Source organism: Paenibacillus thiaminolyticus (assembly GCF_007066085.1).
In the GTDB taxonomy this organism is placed as follows: Bacteria; Bacillota; Bacilli; order Paenibacillales; family Paenibacillaceae; genus Paenibacillus_B; species Paenibacillus_B thiaminolyticus.
The window spans coordinates 2637074-2653753 of sequence record NZ_CP041405.1 but is presented as its reverse complement, the minus strand read 5'-3'; the positions used below and the strand labels follow the sequence as shown (position 1 = coordinate 2653753).

Annotated in this window: 15 protein-coding genes; 13 read left to right on the top strand and 2 right to left on the bottom strand. The window is 56.1% G+C overall.

Translation table 11 applies throughout. The annotated features are described in order from the left end of the window. Positions 1-138: 138 nt before the first annotated feature. Genes FLT43_RS11915 through cysC form a run of 3 tightly spaced genes read left to right on the top strand, consistent with a single transcriptional unit; the run spans position 139 to position 2895 of the window. On the top strand, positions 139-1485 hold the full coding sequence (locus tag FLT43_RS11915; RefSeq protein WP_373994958.1) for an STM4012 family radical SAM protein: 1347 nt from the start codon (positions 139-141) through the stop codon (positions 1483-1485). Next, positions 1482-2372 carry an STM4011 family radical SAM protein gene (locus FLT43_RS11910; RefSeq protein ID WP_087444708.1) on the top strand — a complete coding sequence of 297 codons (891 nt, stop codon included), beginning with the start codon at positions 1482-1484 and terminating at the stop codon, positions 2370-2372. The genes FLT43_RS11915 and FLT43_RS11910 overlap by 4 nt, the downstream gene beginning before the upstream one ends. Next, the gene (gene cysC, locus FLT43_RS11905; RefSeq protein WP_087444709.1) at positions 2365-2895 is read left to right on the top strand and encodes an adenylyl-sulfate kinase; all 531 of its coding nucleotides are present in this window, start codon (positions 2365-2367) and stop codon (positions 2893-2895) included. Before FLT43_RS11910 ends, cysC begins: the two co-directional genes overlap by 8 nt. Before the next feature lie 103 nt (positions 2896-2998). On the opposite strand, the gene FLT43_RS11900 is transcribed toward cysC, so the two are convergent. Next, entirely contained in the window at positions 2999-4141 is a 1143-nt protein-coding gene (locus tag FLT43_RS11900) for a trypsin-like peptidase domain-containing protein (RefSeq protein ID WP_087444710.1), read from the bottom strand. A 351-nt stretch (positions 4142-4492) separates the two neighbouring features. Between FLT43_RS11900 and FLT43_RS11895 the strand changes: the two genes are divergently transcribed. Next, positions 4493-4738, top strand: coding sequence for a hypothetical protein (locus FLT43_RS11895; RefSeq protein WP_087444711.1), 246 nt, complete (start codon positions 4493-4495; stop codon positions 4736-4738). Positions 4739-4825: 87 nt separating this feature from the next. On the opposite strand, the gene FLT43_RS11890 is transcribed toward FLT43_RS11895, so the two are convergent. Next, positions 4826-5977, bottom strand: a complete 1152-nt coding sequence (locus tag FLT43_RS11890) for a serine hydrolase domain-containing protein (RefSeq protein WP_087444712.1) — start codon at positions 5975-5977, stop codon at positions 4826-4828. A gap of 440 nt (positions 5978-6417) precedes the next feature. On the opposite strand from FLT43_RS11890, the gene FLT43_RS11885 reads away from it, so the two are divergent. The 9 genes from FLT43_RS11885 to FLT43_RS11845 all read left to right on the top strand — a co-directional run bounded on the left by FLT43_RS11885 (position 6418) and on the right by FLT43_RS11845 (position 16674). Then, a complete protein-coding gene (locus FLT43_RS11885; RefSeq protein WP_244194365.1) occupies positions 6418-7905 on the top strand; it encodes a serine hydrolase in 1488 nt (495 codons plus the stop codon). Between the two features lie 94 nt (positions 7906-7999). Further along, positions 8000-8281, top strand: a complete 282-nt coding sequence (locus FLT43_RS11880; protein ID WP_087444714.1) for a hypothetical protein — start codon at positions 8000-8002, stop codon at positions 8279-8281. Then, positions 8211-8513 carry a DNA glycosylase AlkZ-like family protein gene (locus FLT43_RS11875; protein ID WP_315974105.1) on the top strand — a complete coding sequence of 101 codons (303 nt, stop codon included), beginning with the start codon at positions 8211-8213 and terminating at the stop codon, positions 8511-8513. The genes FLT43_RS11880 and FLT43_RS11875 overlap by 71 nt, the downstream gene beginning before the upstream one ends. Before the next feature lie 494 nt (positions 8514-9007). Then, entirely contained in the window at positions 9008-9199 is a 192-nt protein-coding gene (locus FLT43_RS11870; RefSeq protein WP_087444716.1) for a hypothetical protein, read from the top strand. 564 nt (positions 9200-9763) lie between these two features. After that, positions 9764-11563: a flavocytochrome c gene (locus tag FLT43_RS11865; protein ID WP_087444717.1), complete on the top strand. Its 1800-nt coding sequence runs from the start codon at positions 9764-9766 to the stop codon at positions 11561-11563. Positions 11564-12050: 487 nt separating this feature from the next. Continuing rightward, on the top strand, positions 12051-13334 hold the full coding sequence (aceA, locus tag FLT43_RS11860) for an isocitrate lyase (protein ID WP_087444718.1): 1284 nt from the start codon (positions 12051-12053) through the stop codon (positions 13332-13334). A gap of 49 nt (positions 13335-13383) precedes the next feature. Continuing rightward, entirely contained in the window at positions 13384-14982 is a 1599-nt protein-coding gene (gene aceB, locus FLT43_RS11855; RefSeq protein ID WP_087444719.1) for a malate synthase A, read from the top strand. Between the two features lie 24 nt (positions 14983-15006). Next, positions 15007-15186: a hypothetical protein gene (locus tag FLT43_RS11850; protein ID WP_087444720.1), complete on the top strand. Its 180-nt coding sequence runs from the start codon at positions 15007-15009 to the stop codon at positions 15184-15186. A gap of 162 nt (positions 15187-15348) precedes the next feature. Further along, positions 15349-16674: a DRTGG domain-containing protein gene (locus FLT43_RS11845; protein ID WP_087444721.1), complete on the top strand. Its 1326-nt coding sequence runs from the start codon at positions 15349-15351 to the stop codon at positions 16672-16674. The last annotated feature ends 6 nt before the right edge of the window (positions 16675-16680 follow it).

The following is a 16680-nucleotide window of genomic DNA, read 5'->3' as shown; positions in this document are numbered from 1 at the left end:
TCAATCCCGGCTGCGGTGAACGGGCCAAAAGACAGGCTAAAAACAGACAGTCTGACGGAAGGGGGAATGGAGGGGCTGGCGGACGGGCGAACGGACAGGCTACCGGCCGGGCAAATGAACAGGCTACCGGATAGCCCAATGGGCGGGCTTATGGACCCCGAGCTGGAAGAGGAGCGGCGGCGATGGCTGCAGTCCCCGTACCGTTCGTACCTGTATTCGTATCCGCATAAGACGGCCTACCGTCCCCTTGAGCCCGCTCTGCCGCTAGAGGAGCTGTGGCAGCGGGAGGAGACGGACTATTATTTCCTCTATATGCATATTCCGTTCTGCGGCGCTCGCTGCGGCTTCTGCAATCTGTTCACGCTGCCGGACCGGCGGGCCGATGTGCATGAGCAGTATGTGGATGCGCTGGAGCGGCAGGCCCGGCAATGGGCGCCTTGGTTCGCCGGGCGGCCTTTTTCCCGCTTTGCCGTAGGCGGGGGAACGCCCACGCTGCTGGAAGCCCCCTTGTTGAACCGGCTGTTCGATATTGCGGAGCGGGTGATGGGACTGGACCCGTCGCAGGCCTCCATCTCGGTGGAGACATCGCCGGATACGGTAACGGAGGAACGGCTGCATGTCCTCAAGGATCGGCTGACGGACCGCGTCAGCATCGGCATTCAGAGCTTCGTCGAGCACGAGGCTGCGGCGATCTACCGGCCGCAGAAGCCGCGGTTGGCCGAGGAAGCGTTGGAACGGCTGATGGCGTTCGAATTCCCGCTGGTGAATGTCGATCTTATCTACGGCTTGCCTGGGCAGACGCCGGAATCATGGCTCTACTCGCTGGAGAAGGCGCTCAGCTACGGGCCGGGGGAGATCTTCATCTACCCGCTCTACACGCGGGAGAATACGATTCTGAAGCCGGATCGGATACGCGAGCAGGGTGCGGACATCCGGCTGGAGCTGTACGAGATGGCGCGCCAGCGGCTGGAGGAAGCGGGTTACACGCAGTATTCGATGCGGCGCTTCTCCAAGGTGAGCGGCTTCGCTCACAAGCGGATTCTGCCCTTCAGCTGTCAGGAAGAAGGGATGGTCGGCTTGGGCTGCGGCGCCCGCTCGTATACGCGCCGCGTGCATTATGCGTCGCGCTACGGGGTAAGCCAGGCAGCGACGAGAAGCATCATCGCCGACTATGTGGCGGCGGAGCGGCATGATCAGGCCGATTACGGCTTCGTGCTGAACGAGGCGGAACAGAAGCGGCGCTATCTGCTGAAGGCGATTCTGCATCGCGAAGGGCTGGAGCTGACCGCCTATGAGGAGCGCTTCGGCAGTGGAGCGATGCAGGAGCATCCCGAATTGGAGCAGCTGCTGCGCCTCGGTCTGGCCGAGCTGGAAGCGGGCGTGCTGCGTCTGACAACGCTCGGGATGGCGTATTCCGACGCGATCGGGGACGAGCTGATCTCCTCCGCCGTGAGAGAGCGGATGGAAGGATATGAGCTGCGATGAGGGCAGTGCTCTATTATCGGGGGAAGCTGTCGTCCTGCAATTACAGCTGCCCGTACTGCCCCTTCAGCAAGACGAAGGACAGCCGGGAGACGCTGGCACAGGACAAGCGCCAGTTGGAGACGTTCATGGGCTGGATCCGGGCGCAGGAGGAGGCCGGGCATCGTCTTGCCCTGTTTTTCAATCCGTATGGGGAGGCTCTCATTCACCGCTGGTACAGGGAGGCGATGATCGAGCTGTCCGAGCTTCCGCATATCGAGAAGGTGGCCATTCAGACGAACCTGTCCTGCCAGTTGGATTGGACGGAGCGGCTGAATCGGGACAAGGCGGCCTTCTGGGTAACGTACCATCCGGGACAGACAAGCCGGGACGGCTTTTTGTCGCAATGCATGCGGCTGTATGAGCAGGGCATCTCCTTTAGCGTCGGGACCGTCGGGGTCAGAAGCGCCTTTGACGCGATCGAGGAGATCCGGCGGCGGCTGCCGGAAGACGTATACGTCTGGGTGAACGCCTACAAGGATCAGCCGGATTATTATATGGCGGAAGAAGAGAAGCGGCTGCAGGGCGTCGATCCTTATTTTGCAATCAATCTTAGGGATTATGACAGCCTCGGCCGGCCCTGCGCAGCGGGGGAGACGGTCTTCTACGTACAGGGCTCAGGCATCGTGAAGCGCTGCTATCAGGATCGGCGCGTCATCGGCCACTTGTATCGGGACGGGCTGGAAGGGCTGGCGGCAGAGCGTGCCTGCGGGATGAATAACTGCGGCTGCTATATCGGGTATATTCATATGCCGGAATTGGAACTGGGCACAACGTATGCGGGGGGATTGCTGGAACGCATCCCTGTGCGGCATGATTCCATGCGGAAGGAGGTAACAACCATTGTCTGAACACGCAATCACATTATGGCTGACGGGATTCTCCGGGGCGGGGAAGACGACGATGGCGCATGCAATCGCGGCAGCGCTCCGATCGCATGGCCGCCGGGTCGAGTGTCTGGACGGCGATGAGCTTCGCGCCGCCATTGGCAAGGGGCTTGGCTTCAGCCGGGAAGATCGGATGGAGAATATCCGCCGGATCGTATATATTAGCGGGCTGTTGGCCCGCAACGGAATTATTCCGCTTGTCTCGGTGATCAGCCCGTACCGGGACATGCGTGCTTACGCGCGCGAGCAGTTAGCGCCCTTCGTCGAAGTGTTCGTCGATTGTCCGCTGGCCGAGTGCGAACGGCGCGATCCGAAGGGCTTGTACGCGCGGGCGCGGCAGGGAGCTATCCCTATGTTCACCGGCGTCTCGGATGTGTACGAGCCTCCGGAGGCGCCCGAGATTATCCTCCCGACAGACCGCTGTTCCGTGGAGGACGGGGTGCAGCTCGCCCTGAACCGGCTGAAGGAGCTGTCCTTGCTTACCTAGAAGTCTTGGTCACGGCTCTCTGCAGGCCGCTTGCATCCGTCTTTTTGGACCGGAGGCGGAGAGGGGCGGATGCAAGCGGCCAGGAAGCCAGCGGGCCGTGAAGCTACTTCTGACCGGCTTCGTTCAGATAGGGCCGAACATTTTCGATCGGGATGGCAAGTCCGACTTGAATGGATTCCTCGGATTCTTCGCCCTGCTTCACGGTCGTGGTGGCGAAGACGACGCCGATGACACGGCCCTGCTCGTTGAGGACCGGGCTCCCGCTGTTGCCGGAATGGATCGGGGCCTGAATCATTAGCACGGGCCGCTCGCGGTGCTGCAGCGGGGTCAGACCGAGAATACTGCCTTCGATCGCGATATGGTAGAAGGAGAGCGGGTTGCCGATGATATGAACTTGGGCGCCTTCCCGCCACCCGGAGTCTGTCTCCAGGGGCAAGGCGGGCAAAGGCTCCGAATTGTCCCGCAGCTTCAAGACGGCCACATCCAGGGCGGCGTCGCTTGCGACCACATCGGCGAGATACGTCTTATTATTTTGAAACGTGACCGATCCGGTCTTGTCCTCCGCCATCACATGTCGGTTCGTAATAATGATGCCTTCCGCGGCCACATTGAAGCCGGTGCCCTTCCGATCATGGGCATTGACGATGACGACCGCCTGCTTGTATTGCTGTATCTGTTCACTCTGCGATAATTCCTTGTCTGTATGGAGGAAGCGGAGGGCAGGCAGATTGTAGATCTGCGGCCAGAACGCGAGCACATTGCCGAACAGCAGCAGGGCAAGCAGTAGCGTTATCGTTTTTGCCATCCATTTTCTCCGCGGAGCAGGCTCCGTCTCCTCCTCCTCGTCCTCCTGAATCCACTGTTCGAATTCTGCTGCAGTTAACGGTTCCGAATGGCCGTGCTGCGGCCGTTCGCGGAGTGGTTGCGGCCATTCACCGGGCGGTTGCGGCCATTCGCCGGGCGGTTGCGGCCATTCGCCGGGCCGCTGCGCCATGGCAGAGGGCTGCCGTTCGCTGGAGGCTTCGGCTGACTCGGATTGGACTTGTTCCTTGCCCGGCTCCACTTCCAGGAGGTTATTTCCTTCGCTCGCATCCCGCTCTTCCATCGTTTCCTTGCGGGCAGATGGGACACCCCGGGCATCCCCGCTCTCGCTTACGGAGCTACCGGGAACGGATCGCTGTGCCGCTTCATCGGCCGGGGCCGGATCGGACGCTCGCCTGGCATCGTTCGGCTTGCTTGGATTCATCGCTTTATCCTCCTCGCTTCAGGTTCGTGCAGGGACCATGGAATGTGTCATGCCCCTTGCTGCGGGGCTCATACGGATATTATAGCAAATCGCCTTCCGGTCAACGAACCAATCAGGCCGGGCTCGGGAGCTTGAACGGGATGCAAATCGCGGTATGAAATAGTAGAATGAGGAAGAAGCAGTTTGCTGCCGGCGGTTCTAGATTGAAGCGGGATCAGAGCGGGTATGTATTATCGAGAGAACTGTTCGCATTCGATGTCTACAGAAGCCAGAGAACAAGCAAGCGTGAGTCTTGTCTTCACTAGGCAAAGGCTGCTTCCATAAGCTTATCATGAAGAGGAGGAATCCCCGATGTTATGGGATGTTCGAATCAACGTGCACCGATACGATCCTTACCATTCCTGGTATGCTCACCCTTACGCGAGACCGGCGATTCGCAGTGGCCGCTCCAACGCCAAGCCCAGCTTCTATGACATTCTGCATGAGAAGCGGAAGCGGGCCGGCCACCGGGAGAGACAAGCAGACCGGCAGGCCAAGCCGGGGAAGGAGCATGCCATCGTTGTCCGGCCAGTGCGGCTGCAGCCTCCGCTCGGGTAGCGAATGCTGCAGCCCGGAACGCACCGCCGGATTGGTATCCACATTCCGTGTTCCGCCGCAGGCCGGTGCGCCCATTCGCGTTACACGCTATCCGAGATGTTCGAGAATGGTCCGGTAGGCCGTGACCGCTTCGCCGTCGTGAACATTGAAGACGGTCGGATCGACGCCGGACTTGACGATGACGGCATGATGCCTTCGATTGATATAGATGTGCTGTCCGTAAATGCCACGGGCCATCACCTCCGAGCCGTCGCTTCCGTGCGGCGTCCACCACTGATACTGATAGCCGAAGCATTCCTCGGCTTGCCCCGGCTGCAAGTCGGCCCGATCCGGAATGACCGATTCCTTCATCCATTTCTCCGAAATGATCTGCCGGCCGTTCCAGGCTCCCTGATGCAGGACAAGGCGGCCGAATTTCGCGTAGTCCCGCAAAGCGGCATTCAAGAAGGCGAATGCAATATCATTGCCGTGCAGGTCAGTGTTCCAATAGGCATCGTATTCCATGCCAAGCGGCTGCCACAGCTTTTCCTCCAAATAAACTGATACCTTCTTCCCTGTTGTCCGCTCCAGCAGCATACATAGCACTTGGGTATCCACGCTCTTGTACTGGTAATGTCCCGGCGGCTGCATACGAGTCAGCTTGCGCACGTACTCCGAGATCGGCATCGCCGACTCCCCGAAGACATCGTTCATAAACGTATAAATCTCCGCATCGGGATCGGCGTAGTCTTCATTGAAGCGAACGCCGGAGGACATTTGCAGCACATCCTTGATGGTAGCTCCGTCATAGCCGCTTCCGGCCAGCTCCGGCAAGTACCGCGTTACCGGATCGTGGACGTCCCGCATCGCGCCCTCGTCGAAGGCGATGCCCGTCAGGGCCGAGACGAATGATTTGGCGACCGACATGGACGTGGCGGTCGATTCCCGCGTATATCCGTTATAATAGCGCTCTGTTATGATGGCATCATCCTTGATGATCAGCCAAGCGGTGGCTTTCACCTTCTCCATATATTCTCCGGCGGTGGATGCTTGCCCGTTGTAACTGTAGCGGACATCGTCCAGATGCTGCAAGTCCTCGGAGAACCGGAACTTGTCCGCCGGCGCGAGAATATCGTGCTTCGGCAAAATATGGTCCATATTGCGGAAATTCCTGGCGATATGATCCTCGTGCAGGAGCGTATCCAGCTTAGCAAGATCATATTGTGGCTGGCATGCCCCGGTTTGCGTGTCTGTCTTCATCGTTTTTCTCAAGCCTCCCCTATTCAATCTGTGCTTCGGCACTTCCTTAATTTTACTGCACCCTGCGGAGAAGGACAAATTTCACAATGAAATCCAGAGGGCCCGGACAGGAGTTCCCGGCTGCGTGTTGAACTGTTGAGTACCGTAACCTGTAGGTCATTAGACCGGCTGGCACGATTAACAGCAATGCGAAGATATGGCGAACCGGGAGAACGGAATAGAAGGGGAATAGGGTTCTCCGCCGTCAAAGGAGATAGAGGTTCGGACGCCCCTCTTCCGCTGCACGATGATACGGGAACGCTTACATATCTGGGCTACAAGTTGATCGGATCTCGATGCCGCTGACTCCGGAGCCGGAAGCGAAGGAGAGCAAAATTGCACAAGGCAAGGCGGCCAAAGCGGGCGGTTGTACGGCCTCAAATAAAGTATAAGGAGGAACAATGATGAGCATCATGCAAGCGAAGTTACATGGATTCTCGGAATACATTCAACAGCAGATGGAGCAATGGAAGGTGCCGGGACTTGCGATCGCGGTCATCCAAGGGCAGCAGATCGCGATGGCGGAAGGCTTCGGCCTGCGGAATGTGGAGCTGGGGCTGAAGGTGACGCCGGAGACGCTGTTCGCGATTGGCTCCTGCACGAAGGCATTTACGGCCATGTCAGCGGGAATGCTCGTAGACGAGGGCAAGTTGGACTGGGATCGGCCGGTGAAGGAGTATCTTCCGAATTTCAAACTATTTGACGGCTTCGCGACGGAACGAATCACAATCCGGGATATGCTGTGTCACCGCTCCGGCCTTCCGCGGCATGATCTCATGTGGTACAATGCGCCGTTCACCCGGGAAGAAATCATCGAGCGGCTGCAATATTTGGAGCCGAACCACGATTTCCGCTCCAAGTGGCAATACAATAATTTAATGTACACGGCTGCGGGATATCTCGTGGGGCAGCTTGCAGGAGTGCCTTGGGAGCAATGGGTGCAGGAGCGGATATTTGAGCCGCTGCTGATGGCGAACAGTAACTTCTCCATTGAAGAGACGGCACGTCATACGAATGCCGCTGTGCCATATATAGACAAGGACAATCAGGTGCAGGCAACCGCTTACCGCAACCTTGATGTGATTGGTCCGGCTGGCTCGATTAACAGCAATGTCATGGAGATGGCGAACTGGGTGCTGCTCCAACTGAATCAGGGGGCATTCCAGGGGCAGCGGCTAGTTACGGAAGGAAGCATCGCCACGATGCATACACCCCAGATGCCTTGCGATTCCTCGTATTTTTGGAAAAAGGAGCTTCCCATCTGCACTTACGGCCTAGGCTGGTGCATTGAATCGTATCGGGGCTATCAGTTGGTTCATCATAATGGCGGAATTGACGGATTTTCTTCTCTCATCTCCTTTTTGCCGCAGGAGAACATCGGTGTCGTCCTTTTAACGAACAAAAATGGCTCACTGCTTCCGCGCTTCCTCTCCTACACCTTGTTCGACCGGCTGCTGGAGCTGGAGCCTCTTGACTGGAGCGAGCGAATGGCTACGGAGATGAAGCAGTACGAGGAATGGGCGAAGCAAGGGAAAGAGGCGATGCGGAAGGAGGCGGACCGTCCCGGCAATGAGGATCGGGGAAGCGTAACCGTACGGGCAGCGAATGAGTATGCGGGGAGATTCGAACACCCGGCCTATGGAGAGTTGGTTGTCGAGAGGGCGGATGGCCAATTACGCGCCTTGTTTCATGGACTGGCCTTTCCGATGACGCCCCTCGGCGACGACAGGTATGAGCTTTATTTTGACGTCTTCGATCTCTCCATTCCAGCTTCCTTCCATGCGGATACAGGGGGACGTTTCTCTCGTCTTACGGTCTCATTCTTGCTGGATCCAGGAGCGAAGGAGATCGAATTTGTGAAAGTCCAGGACCCGGTGCCAAGCAGGTAGACTTGGGAATCTGGCAACACGGCGGCCGAAGGTGCTCCTGTACATCAACGTCATCCGGCTGTCTCGGATCGGAAAATCGGAAGGAGGCATAACGATGGACACGAGGAGCAGATGCCAAGAGCTGCTGCACAGACAAAAACTTTCGCAAGAAAACTCCCTTGCCCATGTGATGGATTTGCTGGAACACGAGTTCGGAATTCAGTCACAGATCTTCAGCCATTCCTTACTGGCGATACAGTGCAGACTGCAGAGCAACGTATCCTTGAATGAAATGACCGAAGACGAGACAACAGGTAAAAGCGGATTTGAACGCCTCATTGAAATTCGAGCCCTCTCTCATAGACTATTTACTGTCTCCGTGGGGCGGAATACTTAAGGACTTGTCTTATAAGCGGATGGTGATTCACGGGAACCCGCTTGAGCCGGACAACGCATTCCATCTTACAAGCTCGTGGCTGCAGGACCAGCCCGACATCTATCATATGTATGATCAGGAAGAAGCCCTTGGCCTGATTCTATTGCGCTATTTGCAGGCTTATGGTCCGGCAAGAGCCGAGGATTTTGCGTACTGGTCGGGGATTACGGTCACGCTGGCTAAAAAAAATTGAAAAATAGCAGTGCCGATCTCATTTCGATTGGCGATCTATACGATAATAAAAACATATATAGAACGAACAATCCGGCGGCTATTCCGACAGTAAAGCTGCTGCCGAAATTCGATCCGTTGTTATTGGGGCATAAAGAAAAGTTTTATCTGGAAAGCGAGCATTAAAAAAAAAAATTATGGCGCGGCCGGTCATGTCCATCCGGCTGTCCTGATCAACGGCATGATAGCGGGAACATGGAAAGTAAAAGGAAAAAAAGTGGAGATGCGCCGTTTGGAGATGAAGATGGAGGTTTGGGGGCCGAGCTCAGCCAGGAAGCAGAGAGAACAGTCTCTTTTTTCAATCAAAGCTCCGCGCTGCATCGTGCTGGCGGCTAACTCTGCTTCCGTGCGTTCCGAGCCTCTATGAAAATACCGCAGCAGACCGCAGGCTCAGCTTTCCGGGAAACGAAGCACATCGTGACAGTGAACCTGCGCATGCAAGGAGTGTGAGACGCGATGGCAACGAGCAAGACAGCACGTGACGAGGACTTGAAGCTGTGGTACGCGCGGCCCGTGGCCGCGGCGGAAGTGGTGCCTGATGCGGACGGAGAATGCCTCGTCCGGTACCGCGGGCAGGAGCGGGCGTTGAAGTGCAGGGCGAATGCGCCGCTGATTGTCACGCCCGTCTCGTTCGAAGCGGGAGCATAAATGGAAGCTGCAGTCTGGGGGGCTGCAGCTTTTTTGTGCGAAGCAGCGCGGCGGTTCACGCCGAAGGGGCCCTGCGGATCGCGGGCGGCGAGTTCCTCTGATTGAAGCGCGGCGAACAGCGAATAAATGCATTTCCTCTGCGCATCTCCATGTGCCTGAAGTCCGCGCTGCATGCCACGCATGAACGGTACCAATCCTGCGAATTTGCAGCATTTATTCCCTCGGACGGCGCATTTTGTAATGAGTCCTGCAAAAATACAGCTTTTCACACCATTAATGTTAAATACGAACCGAAATCAACGAAATTGCTGTATATTTGCAGCAGTCCCTTTTCCAACAAGCGACACAGGCGAAAATCCTGCACTTTTACAGGAATGAGGAGCAGCTTCTCGCGGTCCCTGTCCAAGACAAAGTTGTTTGTTCATATATATTTACGCTTTTATATAGTGAAAGTGATAACTTTCACTAATCAACATTAATTACTGTGCTATCATGATGATGTAGTGCACAGTACTGTTACGCTGCAGACAAATACAACAAGAGAAGACAAGGGGTTTAAGGGACATGAAAAGGATGAAGAAAGCGGGACTAATGGTGCTTGTCCTGTGCATGGTCGCGATGCTCGCGGCATGCGGAAGCGGTAACAAGCAAGATGCCAAGGAGGCCAATAACGGAGGGGATCAAGATCGGATCGTAACGTCCATCGGAGAAGGTGATGGCAAGCACGGTACGATTAAGGTAGAGGTCACGTTTGAGAACGACGAGATTACTGATATTAAAGTGCTCGAACAGAAGGAAAACGAAGTGTTGGCCGAGCCTGTATATAAAGAGCTGAGAGAGACTATGATCGCCTCGAACAGCGCGGAGGCGGATGCGATCAGCGGCTCGACGGTCACAAGCCAGGGCTACATCGACGCGGTGAAGGATGCGGTAGCGAAGGCAGGCTTGACGCTTGTGGCGAAGCAGGCGGCAGGCAAAAGCCAGACAGACGAGCCGGCCGAGCAGACGTATGATGTCGTCATTATCGGGGCTGGCGGCGCCGGCTTCAGTGCGGCATTGGAAGCGAAGCAGGCGGGCGCTTCGGTGGTCCTGCTGGAGAAAATGCCTAGCGTTGGCGGCAACACGCTGATTTCCGGCGGCGAAATGAACGCGGCCAACACGTGGGTACAGAAAAACTTGGGCATTGAGGACAGCACCGAGCTGTTTATTGAAGATACGCTCAAAGGCGGAGATAATGTCGGCGATCCGGAAATGGTCCGTGTGCTCGCCGAGAATGCGACTGCGGCGGCAGAATGGCTGAAGGATGAAGTGAAGGTGAACTTCCTGAAGGATCACTTGTTCCAATTCGGCGGCCACTCGGTCAAGCGTGCGCTCATTCCGGAAGGGCATACGGGAGCCGAGCTGATTACGAAGCTGAAAAAGCATCTGGACGAGATGGGCATCGATCTGAAGACGAATACGAAGGCCGAGAAATTGCTCACGGATGACAGCGGCAAAGTGATCGGCGTCGAAGCTGCCGGAGCGAACGGCGGCACTATCACCTTCCATGCCAACAAAGGCGTCATTATTGCATCGGGCGGCTTCGGATCCAATGTCGAGATGAGAAAGCAATACAATCCGGAATACGATGAGAAATACATGACTACGGATGCGCCGGGTACGACGGGAGACGGGATTGTGATGGCTGAGGCGGTTGGCGCCGCCCTGACCAATATGGAGAGCATTCAGACTTATCCGGTATGCAGTCCGAAGACCGGTGTAATCTCGCTCGTTGCGGACAGCCGTTTTGACGGAGCGATTCTCGTGAATCAGAGCGGCCAGCGTTTCGTCGAAGAGCTGGAACGCCGCGATGTCATTTCCAAAGGGATTCTGGCCCAGGAAGGCGGCTACGCCTACCAGTTGTGGAATCAGGAGATTGGGGACATCAGCAAAACAGTTGAAACACATAAAGACGAATATGAAATGCTCGTCAAAGACGGCCTCTTGTATAAAGCGGATACGCTGAAAGAAGCTGCGGAGTTTTTCAAGATCGATCCGGAAGCGCTGCAGGCGACAATCGACCGCGTCAACAAATTCGCCAAGTCGGGCAAAGACGAGGATTTCAACCACCGTGCAGGATTGAAGGATATGAGCAAAGGGCCTTATTATATTCAAAAAGCGGTGCCTTCCGTTCACCATACGATGGGCGGACTTGTTATCAATAAGACGACCGAGGTGCTGAACGAGCAAGGCCAGCCGATTCCGGGCCTGTTCGCCGCAGGCGAGGTTACAGGCGTCATTCACGGCAAGAACCGTCTGGGCGGGAATGCGATTGCCGATGCGATCACATTCGGGCGCATCGCCGGCCAGCAAGCCGCTAAGTAAATAGCAAATGTTCAGAAGCCGAAGCCGCAGCATCAAGCTGCGGCTTTTTGCATGGGGCGGCGGGCGTTGAAGCAAGCCTTTTGCCTAGAAGAGTCTGTATCTTGCGACCAAGGTGCAGGCTCTTTTCTATTTTCCGCTGCAAGGGTTCTATCTAAGGAATATTGCCCATTTTGTTATATAACAATAAAAATTTTAAAAAACAGTATTGAACAGTTATTGCCAGTGTTATATAATGACATCAACAAAACAGTTTTGTTATATAACAGTTAAGAGGGGGTGCACGGCATGGATTGTCCCGTATGCAGCGGCAATGGCGATTTGGACTGCTTTAAATGCATGAACCCGATAGCTGAAACCCAGGAACATCATGATTGCCCATTATGCGAGGGCAGGCGGGTTCTGCCTTGCAGCCGGTGCTCCGGCAACGGTTACCTGGAGCAGGAAGCATGAATCGAACCAAATTCAAATCGATGGAGGAGGATTCACGATGAGAGAGACAGGGAGAACGGAACTCGGGCAGATGAAGGAGCATTGGTCTGGAACCCGGTATCAAGGCATCCGGCGTGCGTATTCGCCGGAAGACGTACTGAGATTGCGGGGGTCTGTGCAAATCGAATATACATTGGCCCGGCGGGGTTCCGCGAAATTGTGGGAGCTGCTTCATTCGGAAGATTATATCCATGCGCTGGGTGCCTTGACCGGCAACCAAGCCGTCCAGCAGGTCAAAGCGGGATTGAAGGCCATCTATCTCAGCGGATGGCAGGTGGCGGCGGACGCGAATCTGTCCGGACAGATGTATCCCGACCAGAGTCTCTATCCGGCGAACAGCGTTCCTCATGTCGTGAAGAGAATCAATCAGGCGCTGCAGCGCGCCGATCATATCCAGCATTCCGAGGGCAAGAATGACATCGATTTCTTCGCGCCCATCATCGCGGATGCCGAGGCCGGCTTCGGAGGACCGTTGAATGTATTCGAGCTCGTGAAGTCCATGATCGAAGCGGGAGCGGCGGCAGTCCACCTGGAAGATCAGCTTGCCTCGGAGAAGAAATGCGGCCATATGGGCGGCAAGGTGCTGCTGCCGACGGGCCAGGCGATTCGTCATCTGATCGCGGCGAGGTTGGCGGCGGATGTGATGGGGGTGGATACGGTCTTGATTGCCCGGACGGATGCGAATGCGGCGCAGCTCCTCACCAGCGACATCGACGACAACGATCGGCCATTCCTGACCGGCAAACGGACAGTGGAAGGCTTCCATTATGTAAGGGCGGGATTGGATCAAGCGATATCGCGGGGCCTGGCCTACGCCCCTTATGCCGACATGGTCTGGTGCGAGACCGCCGAGCCGAATCTGGAGGAGGCGGAACGATTCGCACGAGCTATCCATGCCCGCTATCCGGGCAAATTGCTCGCCTATAACTGCTCCCCATCCTTCAACTGGAAACGGAAGCTGAGCGACAAGGAGATCGCCACCTTCCAGCAGAAGCTCGGCGCCATGGGCTATAAGTTCCAGTTCGTCACTTTGGCCGGCTTCCATGCCTTGAACCACAGCATGTTCCGTCTGGCGAAAGGGTACAAGGAGCGGGGGATGGAAGCTTACTCCGAGCTGCAGCAAGCGGAATTCGCCAGCGAGGCGGAAGGATATGAAGCGGTCCGCCATCAACGGGAAGTGGGAGCCAGTTATTTTGACGAAGTGACCCAGCTTATTGCCGGAGGCCTGGCCAGCACTACCGCGCTGGCAGGTTCGACAGAACAGGAGCAGTTCAGCCGTTAATGAACCATATTTCAGCACTTCAGCCATTTTAACAAAGGGGGTTCCACCTATGAACCGTGTGAGCCAGTCAGACCGTGAATTGAAAGGGGATTGCAGCTCCGATGCCCATCGCGTCATCCTGACGCCTAAAGCGCTGGACTTCGTGACGGCGTTGGAAAGGCGGTTCGGGAAGCGCCGCAAGGAACTGCTTCACATGAGAGACGAGCGCCAGCAGAGACTGGACGCGGGCGAGTGGCCGGGCTTCTTGGCGGAGACGGCACAGGTCCGGAATGCGGATTGGACGGTTGCGTCCATCCCGGCCGATTTGCAGGACCGAAGAGTGGAAATTACAGGTCCCTCCGGGGATCGCAAAATGGTCATCAATGCGTTGAACTCGGGCGCCAAAGTGTTTATGGCGGATTTCGAAGACGCCAATTCCCCAACCTGGTCCAACACGCTGGAAGGCCAGGTCAATCTGCGGGATGCCGTGAACCGGACGATACGGTTCGTGAACGAGGCGGGCAAAATCTATGAACTGAATGAGGAACCGGCTGTGCTCAAGGTGCGGCCGCGGGGCTGGCATATGGAAGAGAAGCATCTGTTGATCGACGGTCAGCCGATCTCGGCGTCGCTATTCGATTTCGGCCTTTACTTTTTTCATAATGCGAAGACGTTGATTCGGCAGGGAAGCGGCCCTTATTTTTACCTTCCGAAAATGGAGAGCCATCTGGAAGCGAGGCTGTGGAATGACGTGTTCGAATTCGCGCAGCAGGAGCTGGGCATTCCTCGCGGCACGATTAAGGCTACCGTCTTAATCGAGACGATTCTGGCCGCCTTCGAGATGGATGAGATTCTGTTCGAGCTTCGCGATCATGCGGCCGGCTTGAATTGCGGGCGCTGGGACTACATTTTTAGCTATATCAAAAAGCTCCGGAGCAACCCGGACGTCATTTTGCCCGACAGGGCTATCGTGACGATGGAATCGCCTTTTATGACGGCCTATTCGCTGCTCGCCATCCAGACCTGCCATCGGCGCCAAGCCTACTGCATCGGGGGCATGGCGGCCCAGATTCCGATCAAGAACAATCCGGCGGCCAACGAAGCGGCGCTGGAGAAGGTGCGGAAGGATAAGCTGCGGGAAGCGCTGAACGGTCATGACGGCACATGGGTGGCGCATCCCGGTCTCGTGCCGGTCGCCATGGAAGTGTTCAACGCCCACATGCCGGGACCGAACCAGCTCGGGAAGCTGCCGGAACGCGAGATCACCGCGGCGGATTTGCTGGAGGTGCCTCAAGGGCCGATTACCGAGGCTGGCGTGAGAATGAACATTTCGGTCGGCATTCAATATTTGGAGGCATGGCTTCGAGGAATGGGGGCGGTGCCGATCAACCATCTGATGGAGGATGCCGCGACCGCCGAGATTTCGAGAGCCCAGCTGTGGCAGTGGATTCGCCATCCGCGGGGCGTGCTCGACGATGGGCGCAAAGTCACGGTCGAGCTCTTCGATCGAATCTTTCAGGAAGAGCTGGAGAATCTCCATCTTCGCATGGGCGAAGAGCAAGTCCCCGGCTCCCGCCTGACGCTGGCTGCCTCTTTGTTCCGCGATATGACGGTTGCGGATACGTTTGAGCCGTTTTTGACCCGCCCGGGTTATATGCACTTATCCTAATTACGCATAAGGAGGTTCACGCATATGGCGATGAACAAGGTCGAACACGATACAGACGAGACGATGGAGTACACGGCGTTTTATCCGCTGTCTCCCGTATTTTTGGACTTGTACTATCATTCGAGCAGCGAGGAAGTCCAGGAGTCCTCCTTGCCGCTGTCGCATTATTTCATTACCAATTATTATTGCTACCGCAATGATTGAGTAATTACCCCGCAAGCCGATTACCCCGCAAGCGGATTTCCAACAGAGCCTGTTCGAGAAGCGGATGGGCCTGTTGGAATTTTTCTTTTACCGCTTCCGTTTCAATATTTTCCCCATGCTATATAATAGAAGTATTCCGCTATATAACAGAGGGGATAGCTTATGAATTCTTACGAAATGACGACGAAGCACGGACAGATTATCCAATACATTGAGGAACTTGATATCGGGACGCGCATTTCGGTGCGCAAAATCGCGCAGGCGTTGAACGTGAGCGAGGGGACGGCTTACCGCGCCATCAAGGAAGCGGAGGGCCGGGGCATTGTGAGCACGAGAGAGCGCACGGGCACCGTACGGATCGAGAAGAAAGAGCCGCAGCATATCGATAAACTGACCTTCGAAGAAATACGAAGTCTGGTGGACGGCGAGGTGTTGGGCGGCACAGCGGGCCTCGGCAAGACGCTGAACAAGTTCGTGATCGGGGCCATGCAGCTCGAAGCGATGATCCGCTACATTGAACCGGGAAATCTGCTGATTGTCGGGAACCGGAACAAGGCGCATCACAGCGCCTTGACCTTGGGGGCAGGGGTGCTGATTACGGGGGGCTTCGATACCCCGGCGGAGGTTCGCGAGCTGGCGGACGAGCTGGCGCTTCCGGTCATCAGCTGCAAATACGACACCTTCACGGTGGCTGCGCTTCTGAACCGCGCTTTATCCGAACGGATGATCAAGAAGCAGATCATTTTGGTCGGCGATATTATTCGAAAAGATATTCCGCTCACCGCGATTCACCAAGCCAGTACGGTCGGGCATCTGAAAAAGCTGATCGAGGAATCCGATCACAACCGTTTTCCCGTAGTGGATGATGCGAACAAGCCGGTGGGCATGATTATCGCCAAGGACATTATCGGCGCTTCCGACAGTGAACGAATCGAGCATTTAATGAGCCCCAATCCGATTACGGTCATGCCTCACACCTCGATAGCGACGGCAGGCCATATGATGGTATGGGAAGGCATTGAGCTGATTCCGGTCGTTGACGGGGAGAAGAAGCTGATCGGCGTAATTAGCCGCAAGGATATATTGAAAGCGATGCAATCGGTTCATTCCCAGCCTCAAAAGGGAGAGACGCTGGAGGATCAGATCTGGTCGGCGTTCGAGGAGATTCGGGACGACGATGGCAGGCTTTATTTCCGCGGGCCTGTTCATACGTCGATGATCAACCAGATGGGGTACATCTCCGAGGGCATTCTGGGCAGCATGATCACGCTTGCCGTCACCCGCACGATTAAGCAGCATAAGAAGAAGGATCTGCTGATCGACCACACGTCCGTTTATTATTTGGCGCCGATCGAAATCGAGAACATCGTGGAAATGATTCCGACGGTGATTGAACTGAGCCGCAGGTTCTGCAAGATCGAAGTGGAAATGTTCGTCCAAGGGCAGCGAGTGATCAAGGCGATGGTGACGGCTCGAATTTTGGATTAGCGCGCG